At 69.3% G+C, this 17,040-nt stretch carries 26 protein-coding genes and 1 tRNA gene; 23 read left to right on the top strand and 4 right to left on the bottom strand.

Annotated features, from left to right (window positions below; all coding sequences use genetic code 11):
• Positions 1-154: 154 nt before the first annotated feature.
• Together AB0395_RS29770 and AB0395_RS29765 are read right to left on the bottom strand one after the other, a co-directional pair.
• A complete protein-coding gene (locus AB0395_RS29770; protein WP_366286727.1) occupies positions 155-910 on the bottom strand; it encodes a protein phosphatase 2C domain-containing protein in 756 nt (251 codons plus the stop codon).
• Between the two features lie 58 nt (positions 911-968).
• Positions 969-1,805 (bottom strand): hypothetical protein, encoded by an 837-nt coding sequence (locus AB0395_RS29765; protein ID WP_366286724.1) that lies wholly within the window; start codon positions 1,803-1,805, stop codon positions 969-971.
• Between the two features lie 273 nt (positions 1,806-2,078).
• Between AB0395_RS29765 and AB0395_RS29760 the strand changes: the two genes are divergently transcribed.
• From AB0395_RS29760 to AB0395_RS29655, 22 genes are all read left to right on the top strand, one after another.
• Complete coding sequence (locus AB0395_RS29760) at positions 2,079-2,219, top strand: hypothetical protein (protein WP_366286721.1); 141 nt, start codon at positions 2,079-2,081, stop codon at positions 2,217-2,219.
• Positions 2,216-2,770, top strand: coding sequence for a hypothetical protein (locus AB0395_RS29755; protein ID WP_366286719.1), 555 nt, complete (start codon positions 2,216-2,218; stop codon positions 2,768-2,770). Before AB0395_RS29760 ends, AB0395_RS29755 begins: the two co-directional genes overlap by 4 nt.
• Before the next feature lie 38 nt (positions 2,771-2,808).
• Positions 2,809-3,144: a WhiB family transcriptional regulator gene (locus tag AB0395_RS29750; RefSeq protein WP_366286716.1), complete on the top strand. Its 336-nt coding sequence runs from the start codon at positions 2,809-2,811 to the stop codon at positions 3,142-3,144.
• Complete coding sequence (locus tag AB0395_RS29745; protein WP_366286713.1) at positions 3,144-3,401, top strand: hypothetical protein; 258 nt, start codon at positions 3,144-3,146, stop codon at positions 3,399-3,401. The genes AB0395_RS29750 and AB0395_RS29745 overlap by 1 nt, the downstream gene beginning before the upstream one ends.
• A gap of 1 nt (position 3,402) precedes the next feature.
• The gene (locus AB0395_RS29740) at positions 3,403-3,573 is read left to right on the top strand and encodes a hypothetical protein (RefSeq protein ID WP_366286710.1); all 171 of its coding nucleotides are present in this window, start codon (positions 3,403-3,405) and stop codon (positions 3,571-3,573) included.
• Between the two features lie 13 nt (positions 3,574-3,586).
• Positions 3,587-4,039, top strand: a complete 453-nt coding sequence (locus AB0395_RS29735; protein WP_366286707.1) for a transcriptional regulator — start codon at positions 3,587-3,589, stop codon at positions 4,037-4,039.
• Positions 4,040-4,057: 18 nt separating this feature from the next.
• A complete protein-coding gene (locus AB0395_RS29730; protein ID WP_366286704.1) occupies positions 4,058-4,192 on the top strand; it encodes a hypothetical protein in 135 nt (44 codons plus the stop codon).
• An 11-nt stretch (positions 4,193-4,203) separates the two neighbouring features.
• Complete coding sequence (locus AB0395_RS29725) at positions 4,204-4,860, top strand: NUDIX domain-containing protein (protein WP_366286701.1); 657 nt, start codon at positions 4,204-4,206, stop codon at positions 4,858-4,860.
• A gap of 14 nt (positions 4,861-4,874) precedes the next feature.
• Positions 4,875-5,006: a hypothetical protein gene (locus tag AB0395_RS29720; protein ID WP_366286698.1), complete on the top strand. Its 132-nt coding sequence runs from the start codon at positions 4,875-4,877 to the stop codon at positions 5,004-5,006.
• Between the two features lie 110 nt (positions 5,007-5,116).
• Positions 5,117-5,392, top strand: coding sequence for a hypothetical protein (locus AB0395_RS29715; protein WP_366286695.1), 276 nt, complete (start codon positions 5,117-5,119; stop codon positions 5,390-5,392).
• A 5-nt stretch (positions 5,393-5,397) separates the two neighbouring features.
• Complete coding sequence (locus tag AB0395_RS29710; protein WP_366286693.1) at positions 5,398-5,598, top strand: hypothetical protein; 201 nt, start codon at positions 5,398-5,400, stop codon at positions 5,596-5,598.
• Positions 5,595-6,554 (top strand): hypothetical protein, encoded by a 960-nt coding sequence (locus tag AB0395_RS29705; RefSeq protein WP_366286690.1) that lies wholly within the window; start codon positions 5,595-5,597, stop codon positions 6,552-6,554. The genes AB0395_RS29710 and AB0395_RS29705 overlap by 4 nt, the downstream gene beginning before the upstream one ends.
• Complete coding sequence (locus AB0395_RS29700; protein ID WP_366286687.1) at positions 6,551-6,850, top strand: hypothetical protein; 300 nt, start codon at positions 6,551-6,553, stop codon at positions 6,848-6,850. Before AB0395_RS29705 ends, AB0395_RS29700 begins: the two co-directional genes overlap by 4 nt.
• Positions 6,847-7,026, top strand: a complete 180-nt coding sequence (locus AB0395_RS29695; RefSeq protein WP_366286684.1) for a hypothetical protein — start codon at positions 6,847-6,849, stop codon at positions 7,024-7,026. Before AB0395_RS29700 ends, AB0395_RS29695 begins: the two co-directional genes overlap by 4 nt.
• An 89-nt stretch (positions 7,027-7,115) precedes the next feature.
• Entirely contained in the window at positions 7,116-7,322 is a 207-nt protein-coding gene (locus AB0395_RS29690; RefSeq protein ID WP_366286681.1) for a hypothetical protein, read from the top strand.
• The gene (locus tag AB0395_RS29685) at positions 7,319-7,618 is read left to right on the top strand and encodes a hypothetical protein (protein WP_366286679.1); all 300 of its coding nucleotides are present in this window, start codon (positions 7,319-7,321) and stop codon (positions 7,616-7,618) included. Before AB0395_RS29690 ends, AB0395_RS29685 begins: the two co-directional genes overlap by 4 nt.
• Complete coding sequence (locus tag AB0395_RS29680; RefSeq protein ID WP_366286676.1) at positions 7,615-9,810, top strand: hypothetical protein; 2,196 nt, start codon at positions 7,615-7,617, stop codon at positions 9,808-9,810. Before AB0395_RS29685 ends, AB0395_RS29680 begins: the two co-directional genes overlap by 4 nt.
• Before the next feature lie 258 nt (positions 9,811-10,068).
• Positions 10,069-10,464, top strand: coding sequence for a hypothetical protein (locus AB0395_RS29675; protein ID WP_366286672.1), 396 nt, complete (start codon positions 10,069-10,071; stop codon positions 10,462-10,464).
• On the top strand, positions 10,461-11,747 hold the full coding sequence (locus AB0395_RS29670) for a bifunctional DNA primase/polymerase (protein WP_366286669.1): 1,287 nt from the start codon (positions 10,461-10,463) through the stop codon (positions 11,745-11,747). The genes AB0395_RS29675 and AB0395_RS29670 overlap by 4 nt, the downstream gene beginning before the upstream one ends.
• Positions 11,744-13,309 carry a hypothetical protein gene (locus AB0395_RS29665; protein ID WP_366286667.1) on the top strand — a complete coding sequence of 522 codons (1,566 nt, stop codon included), beginning with the start codon at positions 11,744-11,746 and terminating at the stop codon, positions 13,307-13,309. Before AB0395_RS29670 ends, AB0395_RS29665 begins: the two co-directional genes overlap by 4 nt.
• Positions 13,310-13,648: 339 nt before the next feature.
• Positions 13,649-13,837 carry a helix-turn-helix domain-containing protein gene (locus AB0395_RS29660; RefSeq protein ID WP_366286664.1) on the top strand — a complete coding sequence of 63 codons (189 nt, stop codon included), beginning with the start codon at positions 13,649-13,651 and terminating at the stop codon, positions 13,835-13,837.
• The gene (locus AB0395_RS29655) at positions 13,834-15,231 is read left to right on the top strand and encodes an integrase (protein ID WP_366286661.1); all 1,398 of its coding nucleotides are present in this window, start codon (positions 13,834-13,836) and stop codon (positions 15,229-15,231) included. Before AB0395_RS29660 ends, AB0395_RS29655 begins: the two co-directional genes overlap by 4 nt.
• A 141-nt stretch (positions 15,232-15,372) precedes the next feature.
• Here AB0395_RS29655 and AB0395_RS29650 read toward each other — a convergent pair.
• A tRNA-Ile gene (locus AB0395_RS29650) sits at positions 15,373-15,446 on the bottom strand.
• A 153-nt stretch (positions 15,447-15,599) separates the two neighbouring features.
• On the opposite strand from AB0395_RS29650, the gene galK reads away from it, so the two are divergent.
• Complete coding sequence (gene galK / locus AB0395_RS29645; protein ID WP_366286659.1) at positions 15,600-16,718, top strand: galactokinase; 1,119 nt, start codon at positions 15,600-15,602, stop codon at positions 16,716-16,718.
• On the opposite strand, the gene AB0395_RS29640 is transcribed toward galK, so the two are convergent.
• On the bottom strand, positions 16,676-16,984 hold the full coding sequence (locus AB0395_RS29640) for a hypothetical protein (RefSeq protein WP_366286733.1): 309 nt from the start codon (positions 16,982-16,984) through the stop codon (positions 16,676-16,678). The two genes, galK and AB0395_RS29640, sit on opposite strands and share 43 nt — an antisense overlap.
• Positions 16,985-17,040: the final 56 nt, after the last annotated feature.

Below are 17,040 nucleotides of genomic sequence, written 5' to 3'. Positions count from 1 at the left end.
CGCGACGACATCCACGAGGCCTTCATGATCCTCGCCTCCGCCATCATCTGCTGGCGACGCCTCAACCACTGATCGCATTCTGTTAGGACTTGTTAAGCCTCGGATCTTGACGCGTCTTGAGGCCGTTGAACATAGGTCGTGAAGTTGATGCGCTCTACGTCTGCCCGGTGTCGCAGTAGATCACCGTCGCGTCGTCCGAGACCTTGTTGCGAGGCCAGCGTTTGCCCACCGGATCCGACTGTTCAATGGCGCGCACTTGACGAATGAGCTCATGCGGCCCCTCGGTGGACAGTGTTGTCATTACATCGCGCCATTCGTAGACGCCGAATAGATCAACCACTCGCGCCGCCCCGTCCGTAAGGATGGCAACTCGCCGTATATTTGCTAAATCAAATTCACCTGCCATCGCCTGCCTTGCGACAGCGGGATCAGATGCCGCCACCCAATATCCGCCGACTTTATTTCTGACCGCCAGCTCGGCATGCTTCATACGTACAAGTGCGACCTCTTTGTCCGGCGAATCATTGGTGAGGCCGTTTACTTCACGCAGCAACGCTGTGTTCACTTTGCCCAGACGATCGTCAGATATCACGTGTTCGGAATCGTTGACGTCCACAATGATCGTCACGTCCCCGAGAACGAGGTATCTGATCCGATTCTCCTGGAACTGGACGATACCGATGGCCGCCGCAGGCGTTCCTGGATGTGACAGGTCACACGTATCTCGATGGAGCTCTGCAGTACGGCTGATTGCGCTTTCAAGCGCCTGTTCGGGACTTTGGTCGGCATGCTCGACCACGGAACTTGCCAGCCTGTTCACGTACCATCCGACGCCGTGGATACACCCTGATGCCGTGCGTTCGGTCAGGCCGTCGAGGACAACCAAGAGGCGCGACCCGATGAGCGCCATGTCCTCATTTGACTTAGACGAAGATCCTGCCTCGCTCGCGAGTTCCGTTCGCACGTGGTCAGCTTTCGTGTCGGTAGAGGGGGGTCACGCGTTCGACGGAGCGAACCGCAAGCTGATTTCCCGGTTCGAATTCGTATCTCACGATGGTGGAGAATCGCCGCGCTTTCAGTTCGCGGTACAGATCCGCGAGGTTGTTAACAATGAAGTGCGCAGCCCCCAGGGTTCCCGGCGCGTGCGTGCCCGCAAGATAAAGGAAGCTTCCCTTTCCATCAGGGCGAGGCAGACGGCCTACATATCCGTAATCCGCTGACTCTCCCTGATCACGTGGAGACCGATAATCTTTCCCCTCGGTCAAGTCAGTCAGGTACCAGCCCTTGTCATCGGCCACATACCGAATATGCGGATCCGCTTCCATGATCTGGCTCAAGAACGGCAAGAGTCTGGGATTAGTGAGAACGACCAAGTTTGGCCGGTTGAGGTGAACATTCCCCGGGGCTGGTACGACCTCGTTGCAAGCGTCAAGGCCAACGCTTCGGGCCGCATCGGCCAACAGCTCATAGGCCGTGAATGATTCAGCAGACAGGGTGTCGCTCGGATCCGTCCTGTTGGTCTCACGCTTCGCGCCGATGGCAACGGTGAGCTTGCCCGTGCCGAGGAAGGCGCGCTCTGGCCTTACACCGGCAGAAAGTAGCTGCGAGATCCTGCCCTTGGACATGTCCAGAAAGGCCGCAATCTGCACCTGCGTCATGCCAGACGCAAGCATCGCCTCCATCGCCTCACGACGAACGTGTGACAGTTCAGCGATTGCGGCCTGGTGCCCATCGATCAGGGCACCCACCCTCTTCGCCCGCTCCCCCGGATCACTGATCTTGGCTAGGAGCTCCAACTCGTTCATGTCGTCCCACTCCTGGTCTAGGGCCCTAACTACACCCTAACGAGGTTTACCGGGGTCTGCCAGGCGAGACACGATCACCCCTCGACACTCTCTGGTTTAGGGGGCTTGACCATCGCCGTTTAGCGTGCTTATCTTGCGCTACCCCGGCAAACCGAAAGGGTTTGTAGGGGTAAACCAGCGGTCGTCAGTGCCCGCACAAGTCCAGAGCCGGGGTGCGGCCCAAGTCGCCAAACCAGATCCACACCCCGGCACCTCCAGAGAGGCAGCTTCATCATGTCCCACCTGAACTACTCCGGCACCTGGCCGGACGGCGAACCGCAGAGCGTGCGGGACGCCTACGACAAGATGCTCGCCGAGCAGACGAGCTCGAAGGACAAGGACGGCAAGGCCACCGATGGAAAGGCCGGCCGATGAGCCGTCTGTCTGGCGCGTACTTCGACTGGCAGCCGATCGGGCAGCACCTGGCCGGGTGCCGCCGTCCGGCCTGGGACGTGCAGGCTCTGCGTCGTGACGACCGCCTCGATGGTGGTTACGAGGCGGGCATGCGCGTCGTGTGCTGGTCGTGCGGCACCGTCCGCGAGCTGACCGCCCGCATCGGCCCCGAGCAGCACACGGACACCGGCGAGGCGCTGTCGAGCGCGGCCGAGCGGCTGACCGCGGCCTGGGTCACCGGGTACGGCCAGCCCGCCGTCAAGGCGGCCGGGCTGTGGCTGCACCCGGGCCCGGCCATGCTGGCCCGGCCCGGTGCTGAGCCGTGCGGCTACCTGGTCACCGCCACGTCCACGACCCCGCGCACCCCGGCCGACGTCCTGGGCGCTATCGCCCAGGGCCGCGGCCGTCGGGGCGGGCTGATGTGGACCGCCTCGGTCGGCTACGACCCGGCGACCGCGACCGCCACCGGGTTGCCGTCCCGTACGGCCGCGACCCGCTGGATCACCGCCCGCATCGAGCGAAAGGCCTCCTGATGCCTCTGCCCGCGCTTCCCCTTCCTGTTCATCCCCCCGTGGCGTTGATCGAGGCCATCACCGGCGATCTATCGCCGGAACTCGACGGCGCGCTGTGCAGCGCCGACCCCGAGTTGCACACCGGCCCCGATTCGGCCCCCGAGACGCCCGAGGAACGGGCCGCCCGCGTGCAGGTGGCCCGCGAGGTGTGCGCCGAATGCCCCGCACAGGCGCTGTGCCTGGCCCGCACCCTGCGCCTGCGCCCCGCCTTCGGAGTGTGGGCCGGGCTGGACGCCGAGGAGGCCAACTGGCCCAGCTACCCCCCGGCGGTGCTGGAGCACCTGGCCGACCGGCTCGACGACCTGGGCTCGATCCCCGGCAAGCAGGTGGCGTGATGACCATGCCGCGCTACTTCTCGGTCATCGCCCCGGCATCGTGGAACAAGTCCGGCACGACGAAGGTCACCGTGCGCACCGGCGGCGCCTACTCGGTGTACCTGTGCGTCGGCAACCAGCGGCTCGGCCTGAACACCGACGAGGCATGGGCGCTGTGGGTCGCGATGAGCAACGCCCTGACCACCTTCGGCCCCGCCCCCGACTGGGCCACCGAGCAGGCCACCACGCAGGCCGTTCCCGCCGACAGGGAGTCCTGAGATGACCCGCTTCCAGTGCGCCGACTGCGAACACCAGCACACCACCGCCACCGCCTGTCCGCGCTGCCGTCAGGTGCGCGGCCAGGTGGAGGTCTGCCGCTCGCACGGCGCCCGCCACGTCGCCCGGTGCGGCCCCTGCCGCACCCTGGCCCGTTCCCAGACCGGTCTCTAACCGAGGTGACCTCGTGAGCAACCATCTCGCTGCCTTCGCCGCCGTGTTCGCGGCCTTGTTCGCCGCGCATTCCGTGGGGGACCACTGGGTGCAGACCCATACCCAGGCTCTCGGTAAGGGCGCCCCCACTACCGCCGGTCGGCTGGCCTGCCTGCGGCACGTGGCCACCCTCACCGCCACCAAGGCCGCCGCGCTGGCCGCGCTCGCCCTGATCGCCGGACTGACCGTGTTGCCGCTGCCCCTGCTCGCCGGACTCGGCGTGGACGCGCTCTCGCACTACTGGGCCGACCGGCGCACCACGCTGGCCCGGCTCGCCGAGCGGATCGGCAAGCGCGGCTTCTACCAGCTCGGCGCACCCCGGCCCGGCCACGACGATGCCCCGCACCTGGGCACCGGCGCCTACGCCCTCGACCAGTCCTGGCACATCGGCTGGCTGTTCATCACCGCCCTGATCATCACCGCCTGACCCAACACGGAGATCTCGATGACGAAGAAGAAGCCGCGGAACGTGACCGAGCAGCTGGCCGCCGACCTGTGGAGAGTCCTCATGCCGAAGGACACCTACCCCGACAAGCCGCGCCGCATCGGCCTGGAGGAGCTCGACGAGGACGACGAGTGAAGGACAAACCCATGACCGACACGCACTACACCCACCCCGACGTCCTCGGTAAGGGCATCGCCGAGGGATGGGCCGACCCGCAGATGGACCCGGCCCGCCTCGACTGGGCCGCCCGCCAGCGCGCCGCGGCGATCCCCTTCCGTGTGGTCGACGGCCGCCCGGTCAGCCCCGGCGCGCCGACCGGCATTCGGTACGGCCGCGGCGAGCTGGGCCACTGGGGCGAGAAGCAGGCCGCCGACGCCATCGTCCTGGCTCGCACCGGCGGTGTCCGGTGGGTGCTGATGGTCGAGCGCGACGACGACCACGGCTGGGCCATCCCGGGCGGGTGCCTCGACCCCGGTGAGGCACCGCTCGCGGCGGCGATCCGGGAACTGCAGGAGGAGACCGGCCTGGTCCTGCCCGGCGCCAACTGGCACCTGTTCACTGTCCGGCTGGTGCCGGACCCGAGGGCCACCGATGAGGCGTGGATGGTGACCTGGCCCGCCGTGGCCGATCTGGGCGACATCGACCGGCTGCCCGCCGTGGTGGGGGCCGACGACGCCCGCCGCGCCGCGTGGGTGCGTGCGGACACCTACGACGTCCTGGTGGTCAGCCTGGCCAGCGTCTGGTCCGCGCCGCTGTTCCCGGCGCACCGGGACATGCTCGCCGACATCCTTCACCAGTACTGACAGGAGAGGGAGCCATGCTTACGCACCTGCTCAGGGCCGTCTACGTCATGTACTGCGGCGCCTGCGGCTCCAGGCTGCTGGTGCCCGCCGGAGCCGCCACCGTCCGCTGCCCCGGCTGCGGCCAGGACCGCAACGTCAGCTACTGACCGCCTCGCGTGCGCCCTGTCCGGCTCTGACCGGCCGGACGGGGCGCACGGCACAGCCAGCGAAGGCAGATCACCCCGTTCCCACCCGCTCCGGAAATGAGGTAAACCCCGTGGTCCAGGTCCGGATCATGCACACCGACTCCGCCCGCGTGGCGGAGGTGACCGCGATTCTTTTCCCGCTGATCGCCTCCTGCCCCGACCTGTTCATGGGCGACCCGGCCGAGCTGGGCATGCGCGGCGGAGGCTCACGCATCGTCGTGGAAGTCGTCCCCGCCGCCCCGCGGACGCCGCAGCAGGTACGCGCCGAGCGCGTGGACGACCAGCGTCCGCCCGCGCATCGCCGCGCCGCTGTCCGGCGTGCGCTGCCGCCCGGTGAAAGCCGGTGACCCAGATGAGCCTGAGCCGTCGCGTTCTCGACACCGTCCCGCGCCCCGGCCACCTGGTGCACGGCGAGAAGCTTCCCGTCCTGAAGAAGGCCGAGGACGCCTACCTCGACGACGACCGCAAGCACGGCATGACCCGCTCGGCCCGCGACGGCTACGACCGCCGCCCGGCCCCGGCCCACCGCCGCCCCGAAGGAGGCAGGCCATGACCACCATGCCCATCCCGGAACCGAGCCCGGAAGAGGTGACGCGCGGTCTGGCCGCGATCGAGCGGCACCTGGCCGAGCAGGACCCGCCCGCCCCGCCCGTGCCCGAGGGCGAGACCAAGCGTGTGCAGAAGTTGCGCGCCCAGGTCGCCGAAGCGCACCAGCTGGCCGCGCTGCAGGACGACGACGCACCGCTGTTGCTGGACACCGACAAGGTCCGCAAGCGGCGCCGCGCTGCTCACGAGGCGGCCCGGCTGTATGAACTGGCCCAAGCCCCCGCCATGCAGATCTACCAGGTCGTGCGGGTGCGGCGGCTTCTGGTCGTCGCCGCAATGGTCGCGCTGGCGCTGGCGCTGGCCTGGTCGACGGCCGGAGTCCAGAAGTTCGCCGCCGATGACGCAGCGGCCGGTTCGCCCGCCTGGATCTTCGCCTGGCTGGTCGAGCCGTTCATGTCGCTGGCCCTGCTGGTCGTGGTCGGCGCCCGCGCCTACCTGGGCACCCGCGGCAAGGTGCTGGACCATCCGACCGTCACCCGGATCGAGCGGCTGTTTCTGGGACTGACCGCGACCATGAACGCCTGGCCCTACCTGCCCGGTATCGCCGACGAGTTCAGCATGGCGGCCCTCGTCTTACATCTGCTCGGCCCCATCGTCGCCGTCGCCATCGTCACCGTTCTGCCGATCATCCTGGCCGCGTTCGCGGGCCTGGATCACCGACGGGCGACTGACACGTCTGCCCCGGCTGAGCAGCGATGGAGCACCCCGGGAGGAGGGGCGGAGGAGGCCTCCCCCGAGGCTTCCCGGGGCCGGACCGCCGAGGAACACCGGGCGGAGTTACGGCGGCTGATCGCCGCCGGGCACCTGCCCGCGGTCCCATCGGCTCGCGCAATCCAGAGCGCGCTGCGCTGCCGTGAAGAGCTCTCCCGCGTCCTGCGCGACGAACTACGGGGGAAGCGATGAGCAGCCCGGCGACCGCCATCCGGCACCGGCCGGACATCGTCCGCACCGCCAGCGAGTACGGCACGACCTACCGGATGCGCTGCCCGTGCGGCACCACCGGCCCGGAGCAGGCCGCGCGCCGGATGGCCCAGGTCGATCTCAACACCCACGTTCTCAGCCTGCCGCGCGTCCCGGCCGCGCAGCGCTGCCACGACCAGGCCCGCCACGACCGCCGCGACTGGGAGCCGTGCGCGGTGTGCGAGCACCAGATGCCCCTGTTCGACCTGACCATCCCAACCAGTGAGGAGCAGTCATGACCAACACCAAGCCCGACAAGCCCACGTGCGGCGCCGGGTTCGTCACCGACGACGGCACCCAGTCCTTCGCCTGCGGACGGGACGCCGGACGGCACATCGTCCACCAGGACGCCGACGGCACCAAGGCCGTACGGGTTCCCGGCGGCGCCATCGTCATCAAGCCCAGCAGCAAGTAGCTCGCCGGGGCGCGGCCCCAACTCCGCCAAGAACCACGGCCGCGCCCCGTCCACCCCGCCCGATCCAACACGCACGAGGTGACCTCATCATGACCGACATCCCGGCCGACACCAACGGCCGCCCGACCATCGGCCCGGCCTGCCTGCTGGGCGCCATGCCCGGCCGCGGCAAAAGCTCGGCCGCCCACTGGCGCCTGCTGGCCGCTGCCCTGCCCTCCGGCAACGCACTGACCGTCACGGACCTGAAGCAGCCTGCGGCCCGCGCCGGTGGCGAACTGAACGGGGGTGCGGCATGACCACGCTCACTGTCTGTCTGCTGCTGGTAGCCGGATCGAGGATCGAGCTGCGCCCGGCCGCGCGCACCCCCGCTCAGCTCGCCGCCCGGATCACCGCCGCCTCGGTGCGCTGCCGTCTCGGCTGGCTGGCCGCGGTGTTCGTCGCCGCGCCGCTGTATGCGCTGCTGGTCGCCTCCCGCGGCGCGCTCTGGCTCGCCCTGGCGGCCCTGGCGTGGACGGCGTGCGCGCTCACCACCGCCCTGGCCATGGACGGCCGCGCTGTGCGCATGGTCCGCACCACAGGAGGCCGAGCATGAGCATCCACCACAACCCCACCCCGCCCCTGCCCGGCGACGAGCCGATGGGCGAGCTGGTGACATTCCCCCGATCGATCCAGCGGGATGCGGCCGACGCCCCGCCGCTTCCCCTGCCGCCCGCTGCCGATGCCCCGCTGGAGGGCACGGTACTGCCCCGCCCGACCGGCCCGGACGCCTCAGACGTGGCGCCGTTGCGGGTCCGGCTCATGGGGCACGCCGTGCGGGTGCGCGACTCCGAGCACACCGCCACGATTACCCGGGGCGTGCTGGGCACGACCGTCACGATTGGCCAGGGCTGGCATTCCTGGCTGGTGCGGGCCTGGGACGCCCTCACTATGGGCGTGCACCGGCGTCAGATCCGCGCGGCCGAGGCCATCGGCGATCGGGTGCTGCTGGCCGAGTGGGTCGAGCGCAAACAGGCCGCGGCCGATCGGCGTCATGCCTGGCTGATGAACCTGCCCGGCATGGCGCTGGGGCTGGCCAAGCTCGGCGCCGGTGGCCTGGCCGGGAGCGGGCTGCTGCTGCTGGGCACCTCGACCCTGGTATGGGCCACCGGCGCGGGAGAGTTCCTTACCGTCCCCAAAGCCGTAGGGGCCGTGCTGCGCTGGGGGTTCGACGCCGTCGCGTTCGCCACCACCCCGGCCCTGGTCGCCGCCCCGGCAGTGCTGGCCTGGGCCGCCTGGCGAGAAGGACGCCGCCGCGGCACCGCCCCCGGCTGGCTGGCCACCGCCGCCGACGCCGACCTCGACATCACCATTGACGAGACCACGATCGCTCACGCGCTGGGGGCGTTGCGGATCCCGCAGATCACCGCCTACCTCAAGCAGGGCCTGCCGTTGCAGTACCTGACGACCGCCCGCAAGGACGGCCGCGGTACGCACGCCGTGCTGCGCCTGCCCGCCGGGGTCACCGCCGAGCAGATCGGCAAACGCCGCGCCGCCCTGGCCACCGGCCTGTACCGGGCTGCTAAGGAGGTGTGGCCGACCACCGGCGGCGAGGCGGGCATCCTCGATCTGTGGGTGGCCGACAAGGGCGCCCTGGCCGAGGGCGCCGGACCGTACCCGCTGCTCGTCGAAGGGGTCGTGGACGTCTTCAAGGGCGTCCCGCTGGGCAAGACCTTGCGCGGGGATGCGATCACGGCGCCGCTGATGGAGCGCAACACCCTCACCGGCGGCATGCCCGGTCAGGGCAAGTCCAGCTCGGCGCGGGTCATCCTGGCCGGGGCGAGCCTGGACCCCACCGCCGAGATCCGGATCGGTGTGCCGGACAGCAACTTCGACTTCGAGCTGTTCCGGCCCCGCTGCAGCCGGTATGTGATGGGCGCCGAAGACGAAAAGATCGCGGCGATCCTCGACGACCTGCGTGAGCTGTATACCGAAGTGCAAGAGCGCGGCGCGCTGCTCATCGAGCAGCAGGAACCCGCGGTCACGCGCAAACTGGCCGACGCCGGGATCGGCCTGCATCCGCTGTTCTACCTGCTGGAAGAGGCGCACATCGCCATCCAGCACAAGACCTACGGCAAGGAGATCTCCGAGCTGCTGATCGGCATCGTGAAGCTGGGCCGCAAGCGCGGCATTCACCTGATCGTCTCCACCCAGGCCCCCACCAAGGACAGCATGCCGCGCGACGTCACCCGCAACTGCAGCAACGGTGTGGCGTTCGCCGTCGGTGACCACGTGGCCAACGACGCGCTACTCGGCCAGGGCGCCTACTCCGCAGGGCACCGCGCCACCGAGCTGATCCCCGGCGTGGACAAGGGCACCGCGGTCTGCAAGGGCCTGACCGGAGAGCGCTCCGACATCGTGCAGGTGTATTTCATCTCCATCGCCAAAGGCAAGGATGAGCTGACGCCCATCATCGAACGCTCCATGGCCGCGATCGCCGCCCGCGGCACGCAGGTGCCCGGTAAGGGCCGCCCGGCCCCGCAGATCGAAGCGGCCCGGGATCTGCTCGCCGACCTGGACGCGGTGATGGGCGCCGACCCGGTCCCAGTGGCCGACCTGCCCGCGCTGCTGGCCCGTCACGCTCCCCGGTGGGCGCCGTACAAGACGCTGACGGGCAAGGCGTTGCGTGAGGAACTGGCCGGGTTGGGGGTTCGGGTGCCCTCGACCGGCAACCGGTGGCCGGTCTCTCCAGAGGCCATCCGCGAGGCCCTGGCCCGGCGTGCGGACGCCGAACACGACGCCGGTTAGTTACCCCTCCCCCCTCGGTGAACGAGCCTTCTTCAGGGCCTTCGGAGGGCTTCCCGGAAAGGGGGCAACTCGGTTAACTCCCTAACTTTCCGCAGGTCAGCACAGGTTAGGTAACCGGAAGAGGCCGAGTGAGCAACCTAACCCCGATCCGGCGACCTAACTCGGCCGCGACGCCTAATGCGTCGTCTCGGCCTAACCCGACGCATCGTCTCGACGTCGCACGCGACGTCTTCCGCAAACCTCCGCGAGGAGACCTACATGAGCACCATGATGCAGGCGGTCGAGGCCGTCCTCGACGCCCTCGACAACCGAGACTTACCCACCGCCCGCGAGCACTTCCACCGGATCGTCCACAGCAACCCATCGGCTGTGACCGACCTCGTCAAGCGGCTCGCCGCCACCGTCGTCATCCCGCCGGGGATGATCGTGGTCGGGTTCGGGATCGACATCTGGAACAACCCGCACCGTGACGACTACGCCTGGCGGTGCGGCGACTGCCCGTGGACCGCCAGCAACTACCGCAGCATGACCGCCGCCCGATCCGCGGCCGAGGAACACGCCAGAGATCATCGAACCACGGGAAAGCCCGTCCCGGTGGTCGTGGAGTACGGGAGCATCCTGCACACCGCAGGGGCGGCGTGGTGGTCGTCATGACCCTTCCCGCATTGGCCCGGCGGGTCCTGGCGACCGGTTCACGCACCTGGACCGACACCGCCACGATCCGCACCGCCCTCGCCGAGCAGTGGGGCGACGGCACCGCCGTACTGGTCACCGGCGCCTGCCCGCGTGGCGCCGATGCCATCGCCGAACGTCTCTGGTCCACCTGGGGCGGCGCCGTCGAGCGCCACCCGGCGGACTGGACCGGCCCTCGCGGCAAGGGCGCCGGATTCGCCCGCAACGCCGAACTGGTCGCCCTCGGCGCGACCGTCTGCCTGGCTTTCATCCGCGATGCCAGCCCCGGCGCCAGCCACACCGCCCGCCTGGCCGAAGCCGCCGGTATCCCGGTCCGCCGCTACCCACACACCGAAGGAGAGCGCGCCGTGCCGAAAACCAACCTGCTGCGCTACGCCCTGGCCGCCGCCGCCCGCGGCTGGCATGTCTTTCCCGTCGCCACCGGTGACAAGGTGCCATTGAGCGGCTTCCGGTGGAAGCAGCACGCCACCACCGACCCCGAGGTCATCGGCCGGATCTGGGCGCGCCAGCCGTTCAACATCGGCATCGCCTGCGGCCCCTCCGGACTGGTCGTGGTGGACCTCGACCTGCCCAAGCCCGGCGAGCAGGTCCCCGACCGGTGGAAGCAGTCCGGCGTGAGTGATGGCGCCGACGTGTTCGCCCTGATCTGCGAGCAGGCCGGACAGCCGGTGCCGTTCGAGACGTTCACCGTCCGCACCCGGCGCGGCGGAACCCACCTGTACTTCACCGCGCCGGACGGCATCACCCTGCACAACACCACCGGGGACGAGGGCAACGGGCTCGGCTGGCGGATCGACACCCGCGCCGACGGCGGCTACGTGGTCGGCCCCGGCAGCGTCGTGGACCTGCCCGACGGCGTCGGCGCCTATGAGCCGATCTACACTCCGCCCCTGGCGCCGCTGCCCGGCTGGCTGGCTGAGCGACTCACCCCGGCGCCGCTGCCGCCGCAACGGCCCGTCGTGGTCGCCCTCGCCCCTGGCCGCCGCGGCGCCTACCTGGACGCTGCGATCGGCGCCAGCCTGGACGCCATCGCCGCCGCCGACGGCAACCTCAACACCACCCTGTACGGCGCCTCCGTCGCGCTCGGCCAGCTCGTCGCCGGGGGCGCCCTGGACGCCAGCATCACCGAGGACCTGCTGACCCAGGCCGCCGTCCGCGCCGGACACCCCGAAACCCCGGCCCGCCGGACCATCCGCTCCGGGTTCCGCACCGGCGCCGGACGGCCCCGGAGCGTGCCCGCATGACCAGCACGCCGCGTGTACAGGTCGGCTCCGGCCCGGAAACCATCCGCGTCATCAAAGCCGCGCTGGTTAACGGGCTGCTGCCCGACACCTACGTCTCCGGCGGCGCCCTGGTGCACATGGAGACCATCTCCGGCAGCCAGGCCAGCCCCGCCACCGACGAGGACTCACCCCTGCCGGTCACCGCCAGCTCGATCACCCCGGCCACCCTGGCCGGGCTGCTGGCCGAGCACGCCTACGTCTACCGGATGCGCTCCCGCAAAGACAGCACCGGCGGCACCGAGCTGGTCGAGGAGGAGGTGACCCCGCCGCGGGAAATCCTCTCTTCGGTGCTGGCAGGGAAGACCTGGCCGCACCTGGCGCCCCTGCGCGGAGTGATCGGCGCGCCGGTGCTGCGCCGGGACGGCACCCTGCTGCAACGGCCCGGCTACGACCCGGCCACCGGCCTGTACCTGGCCAGCAAGGTCGCGCTACCACCGGTGCCGGACCGGCCCACCACCGAGCAGGTCCGTGCTGCCCGGGACTTCCTGCTCAACCGGTTCCTGCGCGACTTCCCTTGGGCCAGCCCGGCCGACAAAGCCAACTACCTGGCGTTGCTGGCCACGCCGATCCTGCGGCACTTCACCCGGTCCCTGACCCCGTTCGCGCTGATCGACGCGACCATGCCCGCCTCCGGAAAGTCCATCCTCACCGGCGGCCCCGGCATGCTGTACGGCCAGCGCATCATGCCCTGGGCCTACACCGAGGAAGAGCTCCGCAAGTCCATCACCGCCGTCCTGGCCGAGCAGGTCGGGGTGGTGGTGTGGGACAACCTCGCCGAAGGCACCGTCATCGACTCCGCCACCCTCGCCCTGCTGGTCACCGCCGGAGTATGGTCCGACCGCCAGCTCGGCGCGTCCCGCAACATCGCCACCGTCAACGACCGGCTGTGGATGGCCACCGGCAACAACCTCCAGGTCGGCGGAGACATGGCCTCCCGCACCGTGCGAGTCCACCTCGACCCGAACATGCCCCGGCCCGAACAACGCGACCAGTCCCGGTTCGGCATCCCGCACCTGGACCAGTGGATCACCGTCCCGGCCAACCAGCTCACCGTGCTGTGGCACCTGCTGATCCTGGTGCTGGACTGGACCGGCCAGGGCGCCCCCCGCGCCTCCGGGCTGGCGATGCGGCAGTTCACCCCGTGGGCTCAAGCCCTGGGCGGGTTCCTGGCCCACCACAACATCAGCGGGTTCCTGGCCAACGCCGCCGACGTCCACGCCATCGACGAAGACGAATCCCGCTGGCGCGCGTTCCTGTCGTGCTGGCACGGCCTGCACGGCGACCAGCCCATGACCGCCGCCGACCTGCGCCGCTCCGGCGAACCTGAGCGGATCGGGTTCGAGGAGAACGACCGTTGGGACGGCCAGTTCATCACCACCGCCACTGGCCGAGCCCCCAACGCCCTCGCGCTGGGCCGCCTGCTGACCGGGCAGATCGGCCGATGGCGCGGGAACTACGTGATCCGCTCGGCCAAGAACGACCGCGGCGACCGCAACGTCTTCTGGGTCGAGCACCACACCTGACACCGGCCTCACACCGTGTCGGACCGGAAAAGCGCTGAAACATCTCCGCATCTCCGCAACGCCGCACACAGCCCTACTGAGCTGCGGAAACGCTTGCGGAGATAACCCCGGTCAGCGGAGTTCCATCTCCGCATCTCCGCAAGATCTGCGGAGATGACCCCCTGTTTGCGGAGATGAACCCGACCCACCTCCTTACATCTCCGCAACTGTTTCCGCAGCTCACAGGCACTTTTGCGGAGATGCGGAGATGCGGAGATGTTTCAGCCCTCCCCACAAGAGCCGCACCCTTCAAGCCACGCCCATGCCCCTGACCGGATCACCACGGAAGGACACACGCCCATGCCCAAGGGCGAAAAGCTCACCGTCGCATACATCTGCGAAGACCTCGACATCTCCCGATCGACCTTCGACGACTGGCGCCAGAAGGGCCGCGCCCCCAAGTGCCTGCGTCTCCCCAACGGGAGCCTGCGCGTCCGTCGCGCCGAGTACGAACGTTGGCTGGCCAGCCTGGAGGACGCCACTCAATGAAGGACATCACCTATGACGTCCGCATCTACAAGACCGAGGTCTACAGGGGGACCAAAGTCACGACCTACACCGTCCGCTGGAAGACCGCTGACAAGCCCTGGAAGAGGCCGTTCCGGAGGGCTGCTCAGGCCGACACCTTCCGGGGTGAACTGCAGGCCGCCGCCCGTAAGGGGGAGGCGTTCAGTCTGGTCACCGGAGAGCCCGTCTCCTGGAATCGCGCCGAGCGTCCTGAGATGAGCTGGTACGACTTCACCACCACCTACGTGGACATGAAGTGGAAGCGTGCTTCCGGCGGATACCGGCGCGACATCGCGCGAGCGCTGACTGCTGCTACACCGACCATGCTCGCTTCCGGCCGCGGCAAGCCCTCCGACAAGGAGATCCGGAAGGCGCTCACCCGGTGGGCCTTCAACGCCAAGGACAGGGATTCCGCCGACGACCGCGCCCTCGACTGGCTGAAGCGCAACACCTGTGCGGTTTCGGTGCTGGAAGACGCCGCGACCATGCGCAAGGTGCTGGACGTCGCGACGTCCAAGCTCGATGGCAAGCCCGCCGCGGCGAGCACCGCCCGACGCAACCGAGCGATCCTGTTCAACGCCCTGGACTACGCCGTGGAACTGAAGCTGCTCGGCTCCAATCCGATCCGGGGGTTGAAGTGGAAGGCGCCGAAGAGCACTCACGAGGTCAACCGGGACTGCGTCGTCAATCCTGCCCAGGCCCGGCGGCTCCTGGCGGCGGTGGCCGAGCAGAGGCGGAGCGGCCCGAGGCTGGTGACCTTCTTCGCGGTCCTGTACTTCGCTGGCCTGCGCCCCGAGGAGGCGGTGGACCTTCGTGCAGCGAACGTGATCCTGCCTGCCCTGGTCTGGGACGAGGACGCCGAGCGATGGGAGGAACCCCCGAACGCCTGGGGAGAACTGCGGTTCCACACCGCGGCGCCCGACGTCGGCAAGGAATGGACCGACGAGAGCACCCAGCGAGAGGGACGCCAACTCAAGCACCGTGCCGAAGGGGAAAGCCGTTCCGTGCCCTGCGCGCCTGAACTGGTGCGCTTCCTCCGTGCTCACCTGACGGCCTACCCGCCGGGTAAAGACCGTCGGCTGTTCAGTGGCGTCAACGGGGGTGACCTGCCGACGATCACCTATCGGCGTGCCTGGGACAAGGCGCGAGCGGAGGTGCTGAGCGAGGCCGAATACACCTCCCCGCTCGGCAAGCGCGTCTATGACCTACGGCACGCCTGTCTGTCCACCTGGCTCAACGCCGGAGTCCCTCCTACCCAGGTCGCCGCGTGGGCAGGGCACAGCGTGGACGTGCTGTTGAAGATCTACGCCAAATGCATCGTTGGCCAGGACGAGACGGCCAAGCGCCGGATCTCCGAGGCTCTCGGCGAGGGCTGACGATCTCCTCCAAATTTCGGCACGTATTCGGCACAGCCATCCGCAGACAACCGACGACAGCCGTATGCAGCCGGGAACGAGGAGAAAGCCCCTGACCGTGAAAGGCCAGGTCAGGGGCGCTTTTCAGGAGGTCCCGAGAGGTAGGGCGGGCGGGACTCGAACCCGCGACCCAGGGATTATGAGTCCCCTGCTCTAACCAGCTGAGCTACCGCCCCTTGTGCACGCCGTACTGCCGCATTCAACCAAAGGTCGGCGCCGTTCGCACATCAGGCGAGCGGGACGGGGCCAAGATGTGACCTTGAACGACGGAGCCGGGGTTCGCGGGACTCGCTACCCTACGGGAGGACGTTGTTGAAGGGTGTTGGATCATGCGCGTTGTTGATGTTTTTCGTGGGACTTTCGGGGCGGAACCGGAGGGTGTGTGGCACGCTCCGGGGCGGGTGAACCTGATCGGGGAGCACACCGACTACAACGACGGCTTCGTGCTGCCGTTCGCGGTGCCGTGGGGGGTCACCGCGGCGGTGTCGCCGCGGCAGGACGGTGTCGTCAGGCTGCGGTCACTGCAGGCGGGCGAGCCGCTGACCTTCGAGAGCCTCGACGAGGCCGAGGGATGGGCGCGCTACGTCGTCGGTGTGTTCTGGGCGCTGCGCGAGGCCGGGCATCCGGTGCGGGGCGCGGATCTGGTGGTCGACGGGGACGTGCCGCAGGGGGCGGGCCTTTCGTCGAGTGCGGCACTCGAGGTGGTCACCGGTACGGCGCTCAACGACCTGTACGGCCTTGGCCTGAGCAAGATGGAGGTCGCCCTGGCCGCGCAGCGGGCCGAGAACGACTTCGTCGGCATGCCGTGCGGAATCATGGACCAGGCCGCCTCCGCGCTCGCCGAAGAGGGGAAGGCTCTGTTCATGGACTGCCGGAGCCTCGGCACCAGGAACATCCCGTTCGACCTGGCGCAGCACGGCCTCCAGTTGCTGATCATCAACACCGGGGTGCGTCACGAGCTCGCCGACGGGCAGTACGCCCGCCGCCGCCAGGACTGTGAGAACGCCGCCAAGCACCTGGGAGTGGCGTCGCTGCGTGACGTCACGGACCTGGCGGGCGCGCTCGGCAGGCTCAGCGGCGACGAGCGCAGGCGCGCCCAGCACGTCGTGACGGAGAACCATCGGGTCGAGGCGCTGATCGGGTTGCTGAGGGCCGGAGCCGTGCGGGAGATCGGCGCGCTGTTGAACGCCTCACACCTGTCGCTGCGGGACCAGTTCGAGGTGTCCTGTCCCGAGTTGGACGTGGCCGTCGAGGCATCGCTCAGGGGCAGGGCCAGGGGTGCCCGGATGACCGGGGGCGGCTTCGGCGGCTCCGCCATCGCGCTGGTCGCCGACGAGCACGTGCAGGCCGTACGGGATTCGGTGACCGGCGCCTACGCCGAGCGCGGCTGGGCCGCGCCCGGCATCTACCCTGCGACCCCCGCGGCCGGTGCCCGCCGTCTGGCCTGACCGAGGCGCGGGAAGAGCGGGCCCGGTGACGGCAGGTGCTCCCCCGCACACTGTACGGCGACGCGTGCCGAGGCGTCAGGGAGAAATGGTGCCAGCAGGTCTGCCACCTCCCGGCAGGTCGCCACGAGCGTGCCGAGGACCGGGTCGAGCGGCGGAGAGCCCTCCCTGGCAAGCTGCCAAGGTTTGACCTGGTTCAGATATCGGTTGGCCTCGCCGACGATCGCCTGGACGGCCCCGGTTGCGGCGCGGAAGTCGAAGTCGTGCAGGGTGTCCGCGACGGTGTCGCCGGCCCGCGCCCGCGCCCTGCCGAGAGCGGCGCCGG

It is taken from the genome of Streptosporangium sp. NPDC051023 (assembly GCF_040689595.1).
GTDB lineage: Bacteria > Actinomycetota > Actinomycetes > Streptosporangiales > Streptosporangiaceae > Streptosporangium.
The sequence above is the reverse complement of the archived record's forward strand: the minus strand, read 5'-3'. Positions and strand labels throughout refer to the sequence as shown.